Here is an 18,515-nt window from a genome sequence, read left to right as displayed (position 1 = left end):
AGAGACAGCATGGAAAAAAATCAATCACAGAAAAATGTTGGTGCGAAAATATTGTGGTCATTAGCGTTATTCATTAATGTTATTTTGACAGTTTTGGTAGTTTTCACAAAGAACATTCCAGGGTGTATTGCTGTGATTGCTTTTGGCTTATACCTATCAAAATACGGTGATCCAGTTATTTTTAAAAACTACAATCAGAGACGTAAAGAAAAGTATGAAGCTTTTGAAAAAATGAGAAAAAATCGAAAGGGGAACGAAAAATTATGATGGAACAAAATATTACTAAAGAACGCCTGCCTTTTGAAACAGAGCGACAAGATCTGGCTAATGTTGCCCGTGAGATGTTTAACAGAAAAATGACTAATGTGGCTGGGGGAAACATTTCACTTAGAGTTACTCCTGATGAAACTTTTGCTTATGATGGACAAGAGTATAAAGCTGGTCATGATTATTTATTGATGACACCTACCTTTATGTCGGAAGCTTGGTTTGCCAAGATGAGTCTTTCGCAAATTTTAGTAGTTGATTTAGAAACAGGTGAAAAGTTGGCTGGTGAGGGAAGGCTGACTAGGGAAATTAATATGCATGAGGGAGCTTATAGGGCTAACCCAGATATTAATGTTGTTTATCATTCTCATGCTCCAAACTGTATGTTTTGGGCTACATTAGGGGTTGATATGCCTAACCTGACAGAAGTGACCTCTGTGAATGTTCCATTAGGAAAAATTAAATGCTTACCATACCGCGAAGCTTGCTCACAGGAATTAGCCGACATTGTTCAATCAGAGATTAAAAAATTAGGGAACGATGCGACACAGAACATCTTTTTGCTGGACAGTCATGGTGTCTTGATAACAGATACCGATTTACATGCCGCAACAGAAGTTCTTGAAACGGTGGAGTGGAATGCTGATATTGCGTATAAACAGACAATTTTTAAGAAGTTGGGGATTATTGATGACTATCGTTCCTGTGGTAAAAAAACTGATGGTCAAGCCAAATCAAAGTTAAATGTATAGAGTAATAGTAAAACTACCTGTTCTCTAGAGAGTAAAAAGTGCCCCATAATTGTTAGACATAAAAACTAACAACTATGGGGCACTTCATGCTGATACTGTTTACTTATCCCACTTTTATGTCATGTTTTAGTCTTCATAGTACAAAATTGAGTGCTTGAAGATCTTTAATGTGCGACCATCGTCGCAGTCAACAACGATCCGTTTTGGCTTGACCATCTTTAATGTTCCCTTGATGATCTCACCGTTGATCAACTTGATAGTCGTTGGCTTGGGAATACCCAGTCGTTTTGCTGTATGTGGATCCATTTCTTCTGCCATGATATCAACCTTCTTAAAAATTATGCAGATATTAGAGATATCTACTTACACTTAGTATACCGCTTACTTGTTTAGATTTCAGTCGTTTACCCTTAAAATATTAACACTTAGTAGTAAACTATTCCTGAGCGTAGTTCTGTAAAACTTTGCTCAACGGCCAGTAAATCAAAGGATAGAAGACTAAATTTCCGGCTGCGTGATAGATGTCAAATAGAAATCCGCTGGTGTAATAGGCGATAAAAGCAGGGGTCTGACCAATTACGACCATACATAAGCTAACTATCAGGCCATATTCCAAGCCTAGAAGAGTTGCCACTCCTAACTGCAACCACCAAAATTTCTGTAAAAAGAACAGCTTTTTGAAAAGCAAGACTGTTAGCACACAAACAATATAAGCAGCTATTTGCGGAACAGTCCAAATGCCAAATCCTAAGTACAAGTTGGAGACCAACATGGTCAAGATCGCCAAGACCAAACCAGCACCACTACCATTAATCAAAGTAACGATCATGATTATATCTGTCACTGGTTGGACATTGGGGAGCGGGACCTTAATGATCCGCAAGACAGTACAAATGGCCGCTAACAAACCCAACATCGTTATTTTCCGAATGGAATTATGCGCTTGTCTCATCGTTATTCTTCCTCGTATTATTAAAATTAAACATTGGCTTTTAAACCAAGTTTTAGTGATATGACAACTTTCCTTGTTGGACATTACATGATAATCTCTAAGTGTCATTAGCTTTGATCAACTGGTATAGGATCATTTATCCTGTAGTCCAACTACTTTTTAAGACTGGCGCCCAGGTAATCATTTTAAGTACCAACCACATGTTGTATCGATCGATCTGTCAACTAGTTTAGCAGAGCTAGTCGCAGCTTTAATTTGACTGACTTACGAGTATTTATGGTGCGAGAATGTTTTTAGTGATTTATAGTTAGGGACTCTCATGCAGTGTTTAACTTAAGAGCAGATAGTTTCAATGAAAAAGGGCCATTCACCAAAGAAAATTACTTGTCGGTATTGCCATTAACTCAAAAGGACTAAAAGCACAATACAACTCTTCTATGCGTCGGTTTCCAATGATGAAGGCAGCCAGCTTAATATTGACGCAGTTTTACTTAATTTGTGAAATGCTTAAACGGTATAAGCACGTCTTTGAAACGTCTAAAAATGATTCATTCGGTATCCTTACATGCTGACATTGATTTGAATTAAGGGCGACTTTGTCCTTCTTTTTGACTTTTGTTGCTGGACACTTTTCTTGGAAGTTTTACCGTTGACCTTATATGCCCAGTAGATGGTTTTATTAGCGTTTTATTTATGTTTGCTGGTCTGTGTGACCATTTTCCTTAGAGTTTGACTGACAAAGCTTTCTTTAGTTCGGTCAAGACCGTAGCGTTTTTCTTTACATGAACGTTTTTGGGAGTGATTTGATTGCTGTTATTTTGTAATTGATAAGTGTCCTTCGACCTGAGCAGTAGGTGCGGGCTTTTTAGTGGTTTGAGAACAACCTATTATCAAAAGAAATAACTACTAAAACCACCAAATTAAAAAATATCTTCTTTTAAAAATCATGCAAAGTTTCTCCTATATTTTCTCTAACATACTTAAAAATTACGTTATTAGATTACCATTTAATTTCTATTTGTCAAATTTATGTGAATATAATTTCATTTAGAGCTGAACCGTTAAGACTAAATCTTTACATGTGAAAAAATAAGTGTTAAAATGATTATGAATCATATTTAAAAATTAATGCATTATGTTATTAAGACATTATTTTTAAACATCAAGTGAAAATGCATACAAATATTTTTTTAAAGAGTCCATTCCTGATAAAATTACTTTACGTTTCCACTTGACGGCAAACATTGTGCAGTATTTTTCAAATAAATATAAACAGGAGGTCTTTATTTATGGCAGAACGCAGTTATGATTTTTTAATGCCAAGCGTTAACTTTTTTGGCTCAGGTGTCATTGCAAAAATTGGTGAAAGAGCAAAAATGCTGAGGATGAAAAAACCAGTCGTTGTGACTGATAAGTTCCTGGAAAATTTGGAAGGTGGTGCTGTTAAACAAACACTTGCTTCCTTAGACGAAGCCGGCGTTGATTATGTTATTTACAACGGTGTTGAACCTAACCCAAAGATCCATAACATTAAAGAAGTTAAGGCCTTATTTGAAAAAGAAAACGCTGATTCCATCATTACGGTTGGTGGGGGATCCGCTCACGATACGGGCAAGGGTGCAGGGATCATCTTGACTAATGGTGATGATATTACCAAGTTAGCTGGGATCGAGACTTTGGATAATGCCTTACCGCCGTTGATCGCTGTTAACACCACAGCCGGTACAGGTTCTGAATTGACTCGCCACGCTGTGATCACTAACGAAGAGACTCATTTGAAGTTTGTTGTCGTTTCATGGCGCAATATTCCGCTGGTTTCATTCAACGATCCAAGCTTGATGTTGGATGTACCGAAGGGCTTAACAGCCGCGACCGGGATGGACGCTTTCGTGCAATCGATTGAACCATATGTTTCAGTTGACCATAACCCGATCACAGATTCTCAATGTATTGAAGCCATCAAGTTGATCGAGACTTCTTTGCGTGAAGCAGTCGCAAACGGCCACAACTTGAAGGCTAGAACGAAGATGGTCGAAGCTGAAATGTTAGCCGGTATGGCTTTCAATAACGCTAACCTTGGATACGTGCATGCGATGGCTCATCAATTGGGCGGTCAGTATGACGCACCACATGGTGTTTGCTGTGCTTTGTTGCTGCCATACGTGGAAAAGTATAACCTGATCGCTGACCCGCAAAGGTTTGCGGAATTAGCTGAATTTATGGGCGAAAATACAGCCGGTTTATCAACTCGTGATGCTGCTGAATTGTCCATTAGAGCTATGAAGCAGATGTCTGATGATGTTGGTATCCCAGAAACGATCAAAGATATTGGTGCTGACCCGAAAGACTTTGAGCTGATGGCTGAAAATGCCCTGAAAGATGGAAATGCAGCTTCTAATCCACGTGTTGGCACCAAAGAAGATATCGTGAAGATCTTCCAGGCTGCTTACGCTGGTAATTTAGACTTTTCATTTTAGCCATTAAACTTGAAGAGGACAGCTGAAAACTTGAATTACCCCATAATCGTTAGACATAGAAACTAACGATCATGGGGTGTTTTTAGGCTCTTCGTCAACTGTTGTTGGTGAATCCATATTTCGAGTTCTAATCACTTCGTGATTAGGGCTCTTTTTGTTTTGATTTTGAAAACGTATAGTACTCGAGTTCTAAACCTCCAGAAGCTGCGATAGCCAAAACTGGCTCGTTTGATCGCCTTGATTTTATTATTAGAACCTTCCAAAGGACCATTTGAATAGTGTGTGGTAAAGGTGTTACGAATCTCATCATGATGGCTTTCAAGTGTTTTAATCGTGTTCTTCATTTCTTCAGAATACGTTTTGTTATTCCAAAATGCCGCATTGTAGTTATGCCAATCTTGATGTTGGACAGCTGACCGGACGCTGTTTAAGACTTGATAAGTTTGTTCTAGTTCTGAATCCAACGATAACAGCTGATGGACAACATCGGTGGCAGCCATCCAGTAAGGAAAATTAGTCCACTTTTTGAATTGTTCAAAGTTAAGCTGTTCAGTTGGTACTAACAACAGCTTCCAGTAGCGCTTAAGGGCGTGAAATTCGCGAGAAGACGGGGTAAACTTCTTCATCACCTTGATTCTGGTTTTGTTAAACGCCCGATTTAGGGCGTTGATAATATGAAACTTGTCCATGACCACCATGGCATTGGGGAACACGGTCTGCACAAGCTTGGGGTAGGTATAATTCATATCAGTCACAATAATTTTGACGTTTTCTCGGGCAGCTTGATCGAAGCGGTAAAAATACTTCTCTAGTTTATTGATGGTTCGATAAGGGAGTAAGTCGATTAATTCATGGGTTTCGCCATTCATGAACTCAAAGCTCATGGCACCAGTAGCGCTCTTGGTACTCTTCACCTCATCCATTAAGATGATCTCTGGTAAATAGTGCCAATTGGTTTGAAAGTCTCGTTCAGCGCGCATTAACTGGCGGCCCACAAATGAATCTGATGCCGATACTTCATTGGCAATGTGCTTCAAAGAGACCGGTTCACCGAGCTTCTCTAGGCATTCTTTGCGGCTGGGGTTTGAAATTGTACAGTGTTTCGGAACTGCCACTGTTTGTGCAAGAAAGTTGCCGTGACATTCTTTACAGTGGAAATAGCGACGCTTTAAGGCTAAGATGACGGTGTTGCTCAGAACCTTCGAGAATCTGATAGTGGTATTGCGCCAGCCGTAGTTAATAATCTTTTGATCATTGATAATCCCGCACTTGGGACAAGCCTTCGGCGTGTAATCCAAGTGGCCAGTTAAGCGAATAACCCCGTCTTCTCCAGTTTCACCGTCAGTAATTTTTAGGTTCTCGTCAGCTATTCCTAATAATAATTTTGTAGTATCATGACACATAGGGCATTTCCTTCTTTCTGAAAAATCTTCGTGGTGGTTGACTTGGATGAACGGACAGGAAATGTCCGCTTTTTTATTCTAGCCATAAATAAAAAATCTGTCATCGGTAATAGATGAAAATCTATTACCAACAACAGATATTGTAGAACCTGTTTTTAGTCCTCTTTTCTCGTACAACGTATTAGGTATAAATTTGATAAAAAGAAGGTTTACTGCACATAAAGAAAGCAGGATTTTGAAAAGTTAAAATAGCAAGCTCCCAAGATGATAATAATGAGTGTGTTTAAAATTGCTAATAATTCGTGTGTTCTTAAATGTTCTGCGCAACAAGAAACAAAGTCGAGGGCGGAGGCTAGTGGTAAATGAGTTCTTGAGCTTAAGCGGTTGTAAAGTACTTGCCCGTGTGTTTTGAACCAATGTGTTATTTAGAAAGCGGCGCACATCAGTAATTGATTTATATGGATGTTTATCCTTTAGGTAGGTTTTTTTCATATATGGTTCGATTTGTGAGTTCCAGTTTTTCAAAACGATGTGCCTACTACTAGAAGGCACATCGTTTTGGTAATAAACAATTGGAATGAGGCTTGCTTTTGTTTTCTTTAGTTTAGTAGGTCTAACTTGGATTGATTAGAATGATCTTTACTTGTGGTGTGGTACACTCATTAAGTCATTCTGCAGATAAAATTCCTAACAACTGGTAAAGGCCACCCAGCTGACACTGTATTCCTTAAGAAATTTTGCTCTAGCTAAATTAGTTTTTGCAAGCCCTAGAATAGTAGCTAATTTTTCTGTGGTCGTAAACTTTGTTCTAGACATAATAAAAGTCCCTGAAACTTGCCAGATGAATGATACTTTTTCATTTGGCAACTTTCAGGGGCTATAGCAGTGTCCAAGCTGGAAAGTTATTTTGTTTTCTAAAAAATACCCTGCCTTGTTAGCAAGGCTCAACCGTTTTTAATTATTGCTGCCTATAAGTTAGTGGAATCACAAGGAGTCAACTGGTAAACCCGATCATCGGCCTCATCATAGACACTGATCGGGTGTTCGTCAATGGCATCTATTCGGAGATGGTAACCATAAGTATCTAGAAAAACGAGTTCTTTTTCGTTGAGATTCAAGACTGAACCTGGCAATGACCGTCCATCTAATGAAATTGAAAGGTCCAGGCTAATGTGTAAATGATGGATCCGAGAATTATTTTCATCAACGAACTGCCAATTTCCAGCAAAAATACCCGCCAGATTATTGCTTGGTTGCTGTTTTTGTTTGCCCGGCCGGATTATTTTAGCCAAAAAACTTCCAATTAAATGTGACCTCCGTTTGCCGAAGCGCATCAATCCCATTTTTGCTCCCTCTTTCTCACCTTTGGCAATATATATCATAATCTAAATATAACACCATTTAATAGATAAAAACAGAAAAGAACTTTGATTTAAACGTAAATAGAACTATTTGCAACAATTTAGAAATTTGGTTCTTTATCAAGTGGTACTGATGAAATGAATTATTAAAAATAATAAGCAATTGGTCTACTTGGTCAAGCTGCTTGTTCCTGAATGGAATGAGCAGCTTTTTTAAGGTGCGCCCGGCATGGGCAGTAACTAGGCGGTGTAAGTCCGCTGTGAGCCGTAGTGGCCGGTATCACGAGTCGAAGACAAGGGTGTCTATCGTGAGGTAGAATCTGAAGGAAGTCCTAGACGAAACATCGAATCGATGAACAAGAAGTGGCTAAAAGGCTGGAAACGGTGGGATGAGATTGCCTAACAAATCGAAGTCCCTGACCACTCGAAACCGTCACAGTAAAGCCAACGGTTTGATGCGAAAGCTACTGCTCTTACCCGGGGAGGTCTGTCATGGTAGTTCTCTCAAGCTGGAAGTTATTTCTGGCAGGAACAGGCTCAATAGTAATGTTGAGTTGTCCATGACAGAAGTCAGCCGAGGCCATAGTAGCCAGTAATGGTGAAGGGCTGAACAACAATAATTTTGATTCATCCTGGAGGTGGAAACAATGCGACAATCGCAGAAAACAGAAAATAAAGCTGACTACCTGCGGAGGGTAACCCTGGAAGGGTCAGAGCAAACAGGAGCGCGTAGCGTTGTTTCTGGTGAAAAGAGAACTCAAAATGGCTTATTACGTGAGAAGGTCTTAGACCGGAATAATTTAAATCGGGCCTTTGTCCATGTCAAGCGTAATAAAGGGGCTGGAGGAATTGACGGCATGTCCGTTGAGGAACTTGGCCCATACTTGAAAGAGAATAACGTAAAACTAATCGAGGCCTTGCGAACCGAAAGCTATGAACCCCAACCTGTCAAACGAGTTGAGATTCCTAAGCCAGATGGTTCGAAACGTCAGTTAGGAATCCCAACGGTCGTTGACCGTGTGGTTCAACAGGCGTTACAACAGCAACTGTCTCCTATTTTTGAAAAAGTATTCTCAGATAATAGTTATGGTTTTCGACCACACCGCAGTGCACAAAGTGCTGTGAAAAAGGTGGTTGCTTATTATAATCAGGGTTATCACTACGTGGTCGACCTTGATTTAAAGTCCTATTTTGACAATGTGAACCATGATTTACTAATTAAATTTGTTGAAAATTACATTAGTGAGCCATGGGTCTTGCATTTGATTCGTAAGTTCTTGACGAGTGGTGTGATGAATGGTCGATTTTTCGAGAAGTCCGCTAAAGGTACACCGCAAGGTGGCAATATTTCACCATTACTAGCAAATATTTATCTGAACGAGCTGGACAAAGAATTGACCAGAAGAGGACATAAATTTGTACGCTATGCGGATGACTGTAATATCTATGTTAAAAGTAAGCGTGCGGGTGAACGGGTTCTCAAAAGCATCACCCAGTTTTTAGAAAAGGAACTCAAAGTTGAAGTGAATGCAGAAAAGACGCAAGTCGGTTCTCCACTAAGACTGAAGTTTCTAGGTTTTTCTCTGGGTGTGGGACGCAATAGCGCCTACCCGCGTCCTCATCAAAAACCTAAACAGAGAATTAAACAGGAATTGACAAGAATCACCAAGAGAAGCCGAGGCGTCAGCCTTGATAGGATTCTGCATGAAATTAAGCAGAAAATGCAGGGCTGGATCCAATATTATTCCATTGGGAAGATGAAAATCTTTCTCCAACAACTAGACAAATGGTTGCGCTCGCGCATCCGCCAGTATATCTGGAAACAGTGGAAGAATATCGGAACCCGTTATAAAGCATTGATTAAACTAGGCTTGACACCCAAACAGGCGAAAATCTACGTCAATACTCGTAAGGGATACTGGCGCAACGCGCACAGTAAAACACTGTTGATGACCATAACTAATAAAAGACTGGCACAGCGTGGGCTAATAAATCTGTCCAAACTGTACCAGTCTATTCAAGCAAAAGCTTAAGTTGTTGAACCGCCGTATACGGTTCCGTACGTACGGTGGTGTGGGAGGTCGATAGTGTGAACTATCTCCTACCCGATTGCGCCCGGCATGGGCAGTAACTAGGCGGTGTAAGTCCGCTGTGAGCCGTAGTGGCCGGTATCACGAGTCGAAGACAAGGGTGTCTATCGTGAGGTAGAATCTGAAGGAAGTCCTAGACGAAACATCGAATCGATGAACAAGAAGTGGCTAAAAGGCTGGAAACGGTGGGATGAGATTGCTTAACAAATCGAAGTCCCTGACCACTCGAAACCGTCACAGTAAAGCCAACGGTTTGATGCGAAAGCTACTGCTCTTACCCGGGGAGGTCTGTCATGGTAGTTCTCTCAAGCTGGAAGTTATTTCTGGCAGGAACAGGCTCAATAGTAATGTTGAGTTGTCCATGACAGAAGTCAGCCGAGGCCATAGTAGCCAGTAATGGTGAAGGGCTGAACAACAATAATTTTGATTCATCCTGGAGGTGGAAACAATACGACAATCGCAGAAAACAGAAAATAAAGCTGACTACCTGCGGAGGGTAACCCTGGAAGGGTCAGAGCAAACAGGAGCGCGTAGCGTTGTTTCTGGTGAAAAGAGAACTCAAAATGGCTTATTACGTGAGAAGGTCTTAGACCGGAATAATTTAAATCGGGCCTTTGTCCATGTCAAGCGTAATAAAGGGGCTGGAGGAATTGACGGCATGTCCGTTGAGGAACTTGGCCCATACTTGAAAGAGAATAACGTAAAACTAATCGAGGCCTTGCGAACCGAAAGCTATGAACCCCAACCTGTCAAACGAGTTGAGATTCCTAAGCCAGATGGTTCGAAACGTCAGTTAGGAATCCCAACGGTCGTTGACCGTGTGGTTCAACAGGCGTTACAACAGCAACTGTCTCCTATTTTTGAAAAAGTATTCTCAGATAATAGTTATGGTTTTCGACCACACCGCAGTGCACAAAGTGCTGTGAAAAAGGTGGTTGCTTATTATAATCAGGGTTATCACTACGTGGTCGACCTTGATTTAAAGTCATATTTTGACAATGTGAACCATGATTTACTAATTAAATTTGTTGAAAATTACATTAGTGAGCCATGGGTCTTGCATTTGATTCGTAAGTTCTTGACGAGTGGTGTTATGAATGGTCGATTTTTCGAGAAGTCCGCTAAAGGTACACCGCAAGGTGGCAATATTTCACCATTACTAGCAAATATTTATCTGAACGAGCTGGACAAAGAATTGACCAGAAGAGGACATAAATTTGTACGCTATGCGGATGACTGTAATATCTATGTTAAAAGTAAGCGTGCGGGTGAACGGGTTCTCAAAAGCATCACCCAGTTTTTAGAAAAGGAACTCAAAGTTGAAGTGAATGCAGAAAAGACGCAAGTCGGTTCTCCACTAAGACTGAAGTTTCTAGGTTTTTCTCTGGGTGTGGGACGCAATAGCGCCTACCCGCGTCCTCATCAAAAACCTAAACAGAGAATTAAACAGGAATTGACAAGAATCACCAAGAGAAGCCGAGGCGTCAGCCTTGATAGGATTCTGCATGAAATTAAGCAGAAAATGCAGGGCTGGATCCAATATTATTCCATTGGGAAGATGAAAACCTTTCTCCAACAACTAGACAAATGGTTGCGCTCGCGCATCCGCCAGTATATCTGGAAACAGTGGAAGAATATCGGAACCCGTTATAAAGCATTGATTAAACTAGGCTTGACACCCAAACAGGCGAAAATCTACGTCAATACTCGTAAGGGATACTGGCGCAACGCGCACAGTAAAACACTGTTGATGACCATAACTAATAAAAGACTGGCACAGCGTGGGCTAATAAATCTGTCCAAACTGTACCAGTCTATTCAAGCAAAAGCTTAAGTTGTTGAACCGCCGTATACGGTTCCGTACGTACGGTGGTGTGGGAGGTCGATAGTGTGAACTATCTCCTACCCGATTGTGACTATGAAAATTCAAACTGACATAACTATTCTTTAATTCGATGAGAAGACGTAAACGGAAGTTTTCAAAGTTCCGGAAACCGTAAGCAGTCTTTTTAATGGCTTTGATCTTGTTGTTTGTTCCTTCCACGGGTCCATTAGAAAAGGTCGTCTGAAAGCTGTTCTTGATTTCTTGTAGATGTTTACGCAAGGTACGATTAGTTTTTTTGATGGGCTCAGGCATGCCTGCAGCTGAACGTGTTAGACTTTCTAAGAGCCTTGGATCTCGCTGATGGACAGCTTGTAAAAGTGTTTGATAATAAACGTAAGCTTGTCGCAAAGCGGAGGACATGTTTAATAAACGCTCCACAATATCCTGTTCACATAACTGCATATTACGAAAGTTTCTGCTTTTACGATAGGTTTTAAAATCAAGTTTGGTCGAGTCTTTAGTTAACGATTTCCAATAATGTTTCAAAGCACGTGCGTTGTGCGAACCCTGTCCCGCCTGTTTCATGGTTTGTGTCCGAACTAAGTTTAAGGCCCGATAAGCTTGGGTTACGACATGGAAGCGGTCGGCAATGATCAGCGCTTGCGGAAAGATCTCATGGATCAAGGATCGATAAGGCGAGTACAGATCAACTGTGACCGTTTGGACTGCCCAGCGAGCTTGACGGTCATATTGTAAAAAGTAACTCCGTAAGTATGTATTATGCCGAGAACGCACGATATCTAACGTGCGGCGTGTCGCAATGTCCATGACAATGATACTCATGCCGCTACTAGAAAAGTTGCCCGCTTTAAAGTCGTCAAAAGCGATATTTTGCGGTAAGAAATGATGATTGGGCCTTAAGTAAGTTGAGAGCTCTTGCGCAAAGCGCATCACTGTCATTCCAGAGATCCCAAAATCAGCGGCAATATCTTTTTGTGAGATATTCTGGTCTAATTTAGAAATAGCCTGATATTTAACGGCTTGTGAGATTTGGTCGTTAGCCTTGACGTCCTTGATCTCCGCAAGTTTTGTAATAGTTTTAGGGCAGGCAGCTGAAGCCGGGCAGAGATATTTTTGTTTGCGGATCGAAAAAACATTTGTGATCCCACCCGAAGGCAAACCGAGCATCTCAACGGTTTTAAAACCGTTGTAGCGCATTTTTTGACCACAAACTGGGCAAGCACAAGGATAAGATTGCCGCAAATGGATCTTGCGGACTTTTTTATGTTGGTAAAATCCTGCAGCTATCACTTTATTCTTATATTTTGGATCAAATTCCAGGTGTGAGTCTTTAATTCCCAATAGATCCAGTGTACAATTCTTCATGTAGGACATTCCTTTCAGTGTAGGGATTGTTTCTTTGAGATGAAGTGTGTCTTCATCTCTATTTTTTATCACTTGAAATGTCAAATTAAGTTAGAAATAACATAGCTGTTTATCTGTGATGTTTTCCATGAATACCTCAATTGGTGTTTTATAATTTAATGATTTTCTTGGAATATGATTACGCCGGCTACTGACTTGTTGAACTAAAGCATTTGGTAAATTGCGAAAATCCATGCTCTTGTTGAGACCATCTCGTCTAATTAGTCCATTATTATTTTCGTTTAAGCCACGCTGGTTAGGAGCCCCAACTTCGGCAAAATAAGTACTAATATCATGCTTATTTGCGATTTCTTTCCAACCAGTGAATTCTTTACCATTATCAAAAGTAATTGACTTGAAAAGGTGTTTTGGCTGTTGGGACAACCATTGATTAAGATGTTTATTAACGCATTCAGCCGATTTTTGTTGGATGTTTAAAATGATTTCAACTTTGGAGAGACGCTCAACTAAGGTCATAACTGCACCTTGATGTGCTTTGCCTTGGACGGTGTCTGCTTCTAAATGACCAAATTCATGTTGAAAATGAGGATAATCCTGATAGCGTTGATAAATACTTCTGCCGAGTCGGCCAGCTTTACCACGCCGTTCAACGTAACCATTTGGATGCCTTTTACCTTTCATTGGCAACAATTTCACATTGAAAACACCTCTTTGAAAAAGTCGGTATAAGGTTCTCATACTACAACTGATCTGTATCTCAGCTCGACCAATAATCGTATCAGGGGTCCAACCTAATGCGAGTTTCTGCTTAATGTATTTGGTTTCATCTTCTGGTAATTCAATTGCTTTTCGACCGCAATGAGTTTTATTAACTCGATGATTTTCTTGAAATTGACTAATTGAATTACCAGCATCTAGAAACCGGTAAACACGATAAACGGTTTCGCTGGAACGTTTAAGAGCTTTAGCGGCATGATAGGCTTTAATATCTTGCTTCCAAAAATTATATATAAAGGTTAATTCACGTGTGGTAAGATGTTTATAAGTCATTTGTGGTTACCTCTCTTTTGATTAGGGATATTCAAAAGTCTACCACAAATGGCTTTTTTATTTCTAACTTAATTTTACAAACGACGTCATAAAACAAAATTGGTACTGAGAGAAGATTTTTCTATCAGTACCAAATATTATAGAACCAAAAATTTTGAAATAGTTTTGTATTTGTTAAGCGCTTTTATAATGAAATGTGTCAAAAAAATTGTGATTTGCATAAAAATAATTCGATAAAAGCCCAAATTAATGTTTCAAATGTAAATTTACGTATCCTTTACATTAACAACATATAGGCTTTACCAAAAAAGGTTATTCTAGAGACAGTCAAAAAATATTAAAAGTAAAGAAGGGCTATTGATGAAAAAGACAAAATTTGCGACGCTAGCAGTGGCGACTTTGGGCTTGTTTGGTTTGGTACTTGGAGGATGCAGTTCTAATTCTGGGAGTAAGGATTCGTCCTCGTCAAGTTCTTCCAAAGAAAAAATCACCATTGTTGGTTCAACAGCTTTGCAGCCTTTGATAGAAAAGGCATCTTCACAATTCCAAAATGATAATCCAGGAGCTAACATTACTGTCCAAGGTGGCGGTTCAGGTACAGGCTTGAGTCAAGTTCAATCAGGTGCTGTTCAGGTCGGAAATTCTGATATTTTTGCCGAACAACAAGAAGGGATCCATCCTGAAAAATTAAGCGATCATAAAGTGGCCGTTGTCGGGATGACCCCAGTTGTCAACAAAGATGTTGGGGTCAAGAATGTTTCGATGGATCAGTTACGTCAAATCTTCACGGGTAAGATCACTAACTGGAAAGACGTCGGCGGTAAAGACGAAAAGATCTCTGTCATCAACCGTGCCAAAGGTTCTGGCACACGTGCAACCTTTGAAAATGCTGTTTTGCAAGAAGGCGACAAGCCGGTCAATGCACAAGAACAAGATTCCAATGGGACAGTTCAAAAAATTGTTGGCCAAACACCAGGAGCAATCAGTTATCTAGCCTTCTCATATGTCAACAAGGATCTGCAAGAACTCTCGATCGATAGCGTTAAGCCAAATTACAGCAACGTTTCTACTAACAAATGGAAGATCTGGTCATACGAACACATGTATACCAAAGGCAAAGCAAAAGGGACTGCTAAAAAGCTGATCGACTATGTTTTATCCAAAGATGTTCAAAAAGGTCTGGTATCTAAACTGGGTTACTACAGTGTCCATAACATGAAAGTTACGATGGATCCAGATGGGCAGGTCAAAGATAAATAAGCATTCTGCAACAAGAATAACTTGTTAAATATTTGAAAGAAATTACCTCATTTGCCCAAAGGTGAGGTAATTTTTTTAGGTGCGCCCGGCATGGGCAGTAACTAGGCGGTGTAAGTCCGCTGTGAGCCGTAGTGGCCGGTATCACGAGTCGAAGACAAGGGTGTCTATCGTGAGGTAGAATCTGAAGGAAGTCCTAGACGAAACATCGAATCGATGAACAAGAAGTGGCTAAAAGGCTGGAAACGGTGGGATGAGATTGCCTAACAAATCGAAGTCCCTGACCACTCGAAACCGTCACAGTAAAGCCAACGGTTTGATGCGAAAGCTACTGCTCTTACCCGGGGAGGTCTGTCATGGTAGTTCTCTCAAGCTGGAAGTTATTTCTGGCAGGAACAGGCTCAATAGTAATGTTGAGTTGTCCATGACAGAAGTCAGCCGAGGCCATAGTAGCCAGTAATGGTGAAGGGCTGAACAACAATAATTTTGATTCATCCTGGAGGTGGAAACAATGCGACAATTGCAGAAAACAGAAAATAAAGCTGACTACCTGCGGAGGGTAACCCTGGAAGGGTCAGAGCAAACAGGAGCGCGTAGCGTTGTTTCTGGTGAAAAGAGAACTCAAAATGGCTTATTACGTGAGAAGGTCTTAGACCGGAATAATTTAAATCGGGCCTTTGTCCATGTCAAGCGTAATAAAGGGGCTGGAGGAATTGACGGCATGTCCGTTGAGGAACTTGGCCCATACTTGAAAGAGAATAACGTAAAACTAATCGAGGCCTTGCGAATCGAAAGCTATGAACCCCAACCTGTCAAACGAGTTGAGATTCCTAAGCCAGATGGTTCGAAACGTCAGTTAGGAATCCCAACGGTCGTTGACCGTGTGGTTCAACAGGCGTTACAACAGCAACTGTCTCCTATTTTTGAAAAAGTATTCTCAGATAATAGTTATGGTTTTCGCCCACACCGCAGTGCACAAAGTGCTGTGAAAAAGGTGGTTGCTTATTATAATCAGGGTTATCACTACGTGGTCGACCTTGATTTAAAGTCCTATTTTGACAATGTGAACCATGATTTACTAATTAAATTTGTTGAAAATTACATTAGTGAGCCATAGGTCTTGCATTTGATTCGTAAGTTCTTGACGAGTGGTGTTATGAATGGTCGATTTTTCGAGAAGTCCGCTAAAGGTACACCGCAAGGTGGCAATATTTCACCATTACTAGCAAATATTTATCTGAACGAGCTGGACAAAGAATTGACCAGAAGAGGACATAAATTTGTACGCTATGCGGATGACTGTAATATCTATGTTAAAAGTAAGCGTGCGGGTGAACGGGTTCTCAAAAGCATCACCCAGTTTTTAGAAAAGGAACTCAAAGTTGAAGTGAATGCAGAAAAGACGCAAGTCGGTTCTCCACTAAGACTGAAGTTTCTAGGTTTTTCTCTGGGTGTGGGACGCAATAGCGCCTACCCGCGTCCTCATCAAAAACCTAAACAGAGAATTAAACAGGAATTGACAAGAATCACCAAGAGAAGCCGAGGCGTCAGCCTTGATAGGATTCTGCATGAAATTAAGCAGAAAATGCAGGGCTGGATCCAATATTATTCCATTGGGAAGATGAAAACCTTTCTCCAACAACTAGACAAATGGTTGCGCTCGCGCATCCGTCAGTACATCTGGAAGCAGTGGAAGAATATTGGAACCCGATTCAAAGCGCTGGTCAAATTGGGGATGAGCCACAAACAAGCCAAAACCTACGCAAATACGCGGAAAGGATACTGGCGTAACGCTCACAGTAAAACACTGTTGATGACCATAACCAATAAAAGACTGACACAACGGGGACTATTAAACATGTCTCAGTTGTATCAGTCAATACAAAGTAAAGCTTAAATTGTTGAACCGCCGTATACGGTTCCGTACGTACGGTGGTGTGGGAGGTCGATAGTGTGAACTATCTCCTACCCGATTTTGACAAAGGATTAAGAAGCGTTAAATAGTGTTAAAACGAGTTAAATAGGTAGATGAGAAGACACATAATGCGCTAAAATAATAGGTATAGTTTTTGAGATGGATAGAGTAAGAGAAAAAGGGAATGATTCTATGATCTTGTCAGCAATCATTATTATATTATTGATTTTCGGAGCCATTACCGGTTATAAAAGAGGCTTTATTTTGCAATTGGGTGGTTTGCTTTCTTTAGTTTTGGGCGTAATTTTTGCGATGTTTTACGGGCAAACGGCGGCAAACTGGGCAACCGAGATGTTGACTAAATATGCCCACATGCAATTTTCAGTCCCAGAACGTTACTTTACTAATATTGTTGTTTTTTTTGTCCTGTTTACACTCGCCAGCGGAGTCTTTCAAGGAATTTGGCGCAGCTTGAATAATTTGACACGGCTGCCGTTTTTGCATATCGGAAATTCTATTTTGGGGATCTTTGCTGGGATCGCCGTCCAATATTTGCTGATTTTTGTAGTTTTGAATCTATTCTTAGCGACTTCATCCAATTGGGTCCAACAGCAGTACAATGATTCAACGGTTGCACAGAGGATCGTTAAAATCGATCATGGTACTGAGAATTTATAGTCTGAGCTAGGAAAACAGCAGATTGTAAATGTACAAGGACTTTGAAGCTCAGACCAGACAGGCTTTGTACAGTGAAAGATTGCGGACTGGCTAACTTACGACTATACACACCCTAAGTCCGTGAGGTTTGTTTTCTGAACGCTGCATCATGTTCTGTGATGTGAATAATGGAGGAAATTATGATGAAATGGGTCAAACGAGTCATTTCGGCCGTTGTGGTCGTGTTGACTTTCAATATTTTTTTGACACCTAATTTGGGTGAAAAGTTAGTTGACCAGACACAAGATTTTGGTTCGATCGTTGAACAAAAAGTGACGCAAAATTTTGCTGATACAGCGGTTCAAAAAGACGATCAAAAAACAGACAAAGATGGTATCGAAAATATTGTCGTAAACCGTAACCTGTCGAATAAATATTATTACCATTTCGCTAATAATGTTCCTGCCAATTTCCAGCAAAAATTTAAACAGGCGATTGCTCTCTATAATCAGACTGGGATCGTTAAGCTGGTTCCGGGTAAGGGCAGCGGCCAAGATAATGAATTGACTTTGGGTGTTTATCAAAAAGAAAACCGGACTCAAAGTCAGAGTCAGATAGGATTAAGAGAGTTGGGCTTTGGTGGGCCGCGAATCTATCCTAAGATGGGTATTGGCGGTTCTGATATGAATAGTGGACAGGCAAATTTGAATAGTAAATACCCGCCGCGTTTATCCGTGGCTTTACATGAGATCGGGCACTCGCTGGGATTGGATCATCGCAATGACCGTAATTCTATCATGTTCCCGATCGACCAAGGACGAACTTCATTTTCGGATGCAGATCTGCGTGCGTTAAAAGAAATTTATACTCATAATTAAATTTCCACTTTTTAGAGGAGTTTGCCAGAATGATTTTGGCAGGCTTTTTTAATGTTGAGCGATCAGTAGTAAAAATCACAGAAAAATGTTTCTGTTGTTATACGTGAGCGGTGGTTTCTGTTAGAATAGGAATAAGCGAAATTTGAAGTAGAGTAAGAAAAGTTGCGCTTTTACTTGAGCTGCACGTGACAGCAGGCCGTGCCTAACTAACTTGCACACTACAATGCTGAAAAGCGCATTATAGC

At 40.5% G+C, this 18,515-nt stretch carries 13 protein-coding genes and 2 pseudogenes; 9 read left to right on the top strand and 6 right to left on the bottom strand.

Translation table 11 applies throughout. From position 1 onward, the window contains the following. Positions 1–9: 9 nt before the first annotated feature. Together BQ5903_RS08230 and BQ5903_RS08225 are read left to right on the top strand one after the other, a co-directional pair. The gene (locus BQ5903_RS08230; protein WP_079579316.1) at positions 10–267 is read left to right on the top strand and encodes a hypothetical protein; all 258 of its coding nucleotides are present in this window, start codon (positions 10–12) and stop codon (positions 265–267) included. After that, positions 264–1,019 (top strand): class II aldolase/adducin family protein, encoded by a 756-nt coding sequence (locus tag BQ5903_RS08225; RefSeq protein ID WP_079579315.1) that lies wholly within the window; start codon positions 264–266, stop codon positions 1,017–1,019. The genes BQ5903_RS08230 and BQ5903_RS08225 overlap by 4 nt, the downstream gene beginning before the upstream one ends. A 126-nt stretch (positions 1,020–1,145) precedes the next feature. On the opposite strand, the gene BQ5903_RS08220 is transcribed toward BQ5903_RS08225, so the two are convergent. Next, positions 1,146–1,337 (bottom strand): LSm family protein, encoded by a 192-nt coding sequence (locus tag BQ5903_RS08220; RefSeq protein WP_010496960.1) that lies wholly within the window; start codon positions 1,335–1,337, stop codon positions 1,146–1,148. A 118-nt stretch (positions 1,338–1,455) separates the two neighbouring features. Continuing rightward, positions 1,456–1,971: an ECF transporter S component gene (locus tag BQ5903_RS08215; RefSeq protein ID WP_079579314.1), complete on the bottom strand. Its 516-nt coding sequence runs from the start codon at positions 1,969–1,971 to the stop codon at positions 1,456–1,458. Positions 1,972–3,260: 1,289 nt separating this feature from the next. On the opposite strand from BQ5903_RS08215, the gene BQ5903_RS08210 reads away from it, so the two are divergent. Beyond that, positions 3,261–4,448 (top strand): iron-containing alcohol dehydrogenase, encoded by a 1,188-nt coding sequence (locus BQ5903_RS08210; protein WP_079579313.1) that lies wholly within the window; start codon positions 3,261–3,263, stop codon positions 4,446–4,448. Between the two features lie 131 nt (positions 4,449–4,579). Here the strand turns inward: BQ5903_RS08210 and BQ5903_RS08205 are convergent, their stop codons facing one another. Together BQ5903_RS08205 and BQ5903_RS08200 are read right to left on the bottom strand one after the other, a co-directional pair. Beyond that, the gene (locus BQ5903_RS08205) at positions 4,580–5,851 is read right to left on the bottom strand and encodes an ISL3 family transposase (protein WP_079579312.1); all 1,272 of its coding nucleotides are present in this window, start codon (positions 5,849–5,851) and stop codon (positions 4,580–4,582) included. Positions 5,852–6,819: 968 nt separating this feature from the next. After that, complete coding sequence (locus BQ5903_RS08200; RefSeq protein ID WP_231920832.1) at positions 6,820–7,143, bottom strand: DUF4828 domain-containing protein; 324 nt, start codon at positions 7,141–7,143, stop codon at positions 6,820–6,822. 716 nt (positions 7,144–7,859) lie between these two features. Here BQ5903_RS08200 and ltrA (BQ5903_RS08195) point away from each other — a divergent pair. Both ltrA (BQ5903_RS08195) and ltrA (BQ5903_RS08190) read left to right on the top strand, forming a co-directional pair. Next, positions 7,860–9,245, top strand: coding sequence for a group II intron reverse transcriptase/maturase (gene ltrA, locus BQ5903_RS08195; RefSeq protein WP_079579310.1), 1,386 nt, complete (start codon positions 7,860–7,862; stop codon positions 9,243–9,245). Between the two features lie 505 nt (positions 9,246–9,750). Then, positions 9,751–11,136, top strand: a complete 1,386-nt coding sequence (gene ltrA, locus BQ5903_RS08190) for a group II intron reverse transcriptase/maturase (RefSeq protein ID WP_079578848.1) — start codon at positions 9,751–9,753, stop codon at positions 11,134–11,136. A gap of 78 nt (positions 11,137–11,214) precedes the next feature. On the opposite strand, the pseudogene BQ5903_RS08185 reads toward ltrA (BQ5903_RS08190), so the two are convergent. Together BQ5903_RS08185 and BQ5903_RS08180 are read right to left on the bottom strand one after the other, a co-directional pair. Beyond that, positions 11,215–12,513, bottom strand: a pseudogene (locus BQ5903_RS08185) (ISL3 family transposase); the annotation flags it as partial. 90 nt (positions 12,514–12,603) lie between these two features. Beyond that, positions 12,604–13,563, bottom strand: a complete 960-nt coding sequence (locus tag BQ5903_RS08180) for an IS30 family transposase (RefSeq protein ID WP_010500073.1) — start codon at positions 13,561–13,563, stop codon at positions 12,604–12,606. A 360-nt stretch (positions 13,564–13,923) separates the two neighbouring features. Between BQ5903_RS08180 and BQ5903_RS08175 the strand changes: the two genes are divergently transcribed. From BQ5903_RS08175 to BQ5903_RS08160, 4 genes and pseudogenes are all read left to right on the top strand, one after another. Continuing rightward, positions 13,924–14,823, top strand: coding sequence for a phosphate ABC transporter substrate-binding protein (locus BQ5903_RS08175; RefSeq protein WP_079579309.1), 900 nt, complete (start codon positions 13,924–13,926; stop codon positions 14,821–14,823). 508 nt (positions 14,824–15,331) lie between these two features. Then, a pseudogene (gene ltrA, locus BQ5903_RS08170) lies at positions 15,332–16,717 on the top strand (group II intron reverse transcriptase/maturase). Between the two features lie 177 nt (positions 16,718–16,894). Continuing rightward, entirely contained in the window at positions 16,895–17,413 is a 519-nt protein-coding gene (locus tag BQ5903_RS08165; RefSeq protein ID WP_231920831.1) for a CvpA family protein, read from the top strand. A 179-nt stretch (positions 17,414–17,592) separates the two neighbouring features. Beyond that, entirely contained in the window at positions 17,593–18,270 is a 678-nt protein-coding gene (locus tag BQ5903_RS08160; protein WP_231920830.1) for a matrixin family metalloprotease, read from the top strand. Positions 18,271–18,515 lie beyond the last annotated feature (245 nt).

The sequence above is a fragment of the Ligilactobacillus acidipiscis genome (genome assembly GCF_900116935.1).
GTDB lineage: Bacteria > Bacillota > Bacilli > Lactobacillales > Lactobacillaceae > Ligilactobacillus > Ligilactobacillus acidipiscis.
The sequence above is the reverse complement of the archived record's forward strand: the minus strand, read 5'-3'. Positions and strand labels throughout refer to the sequence as shown.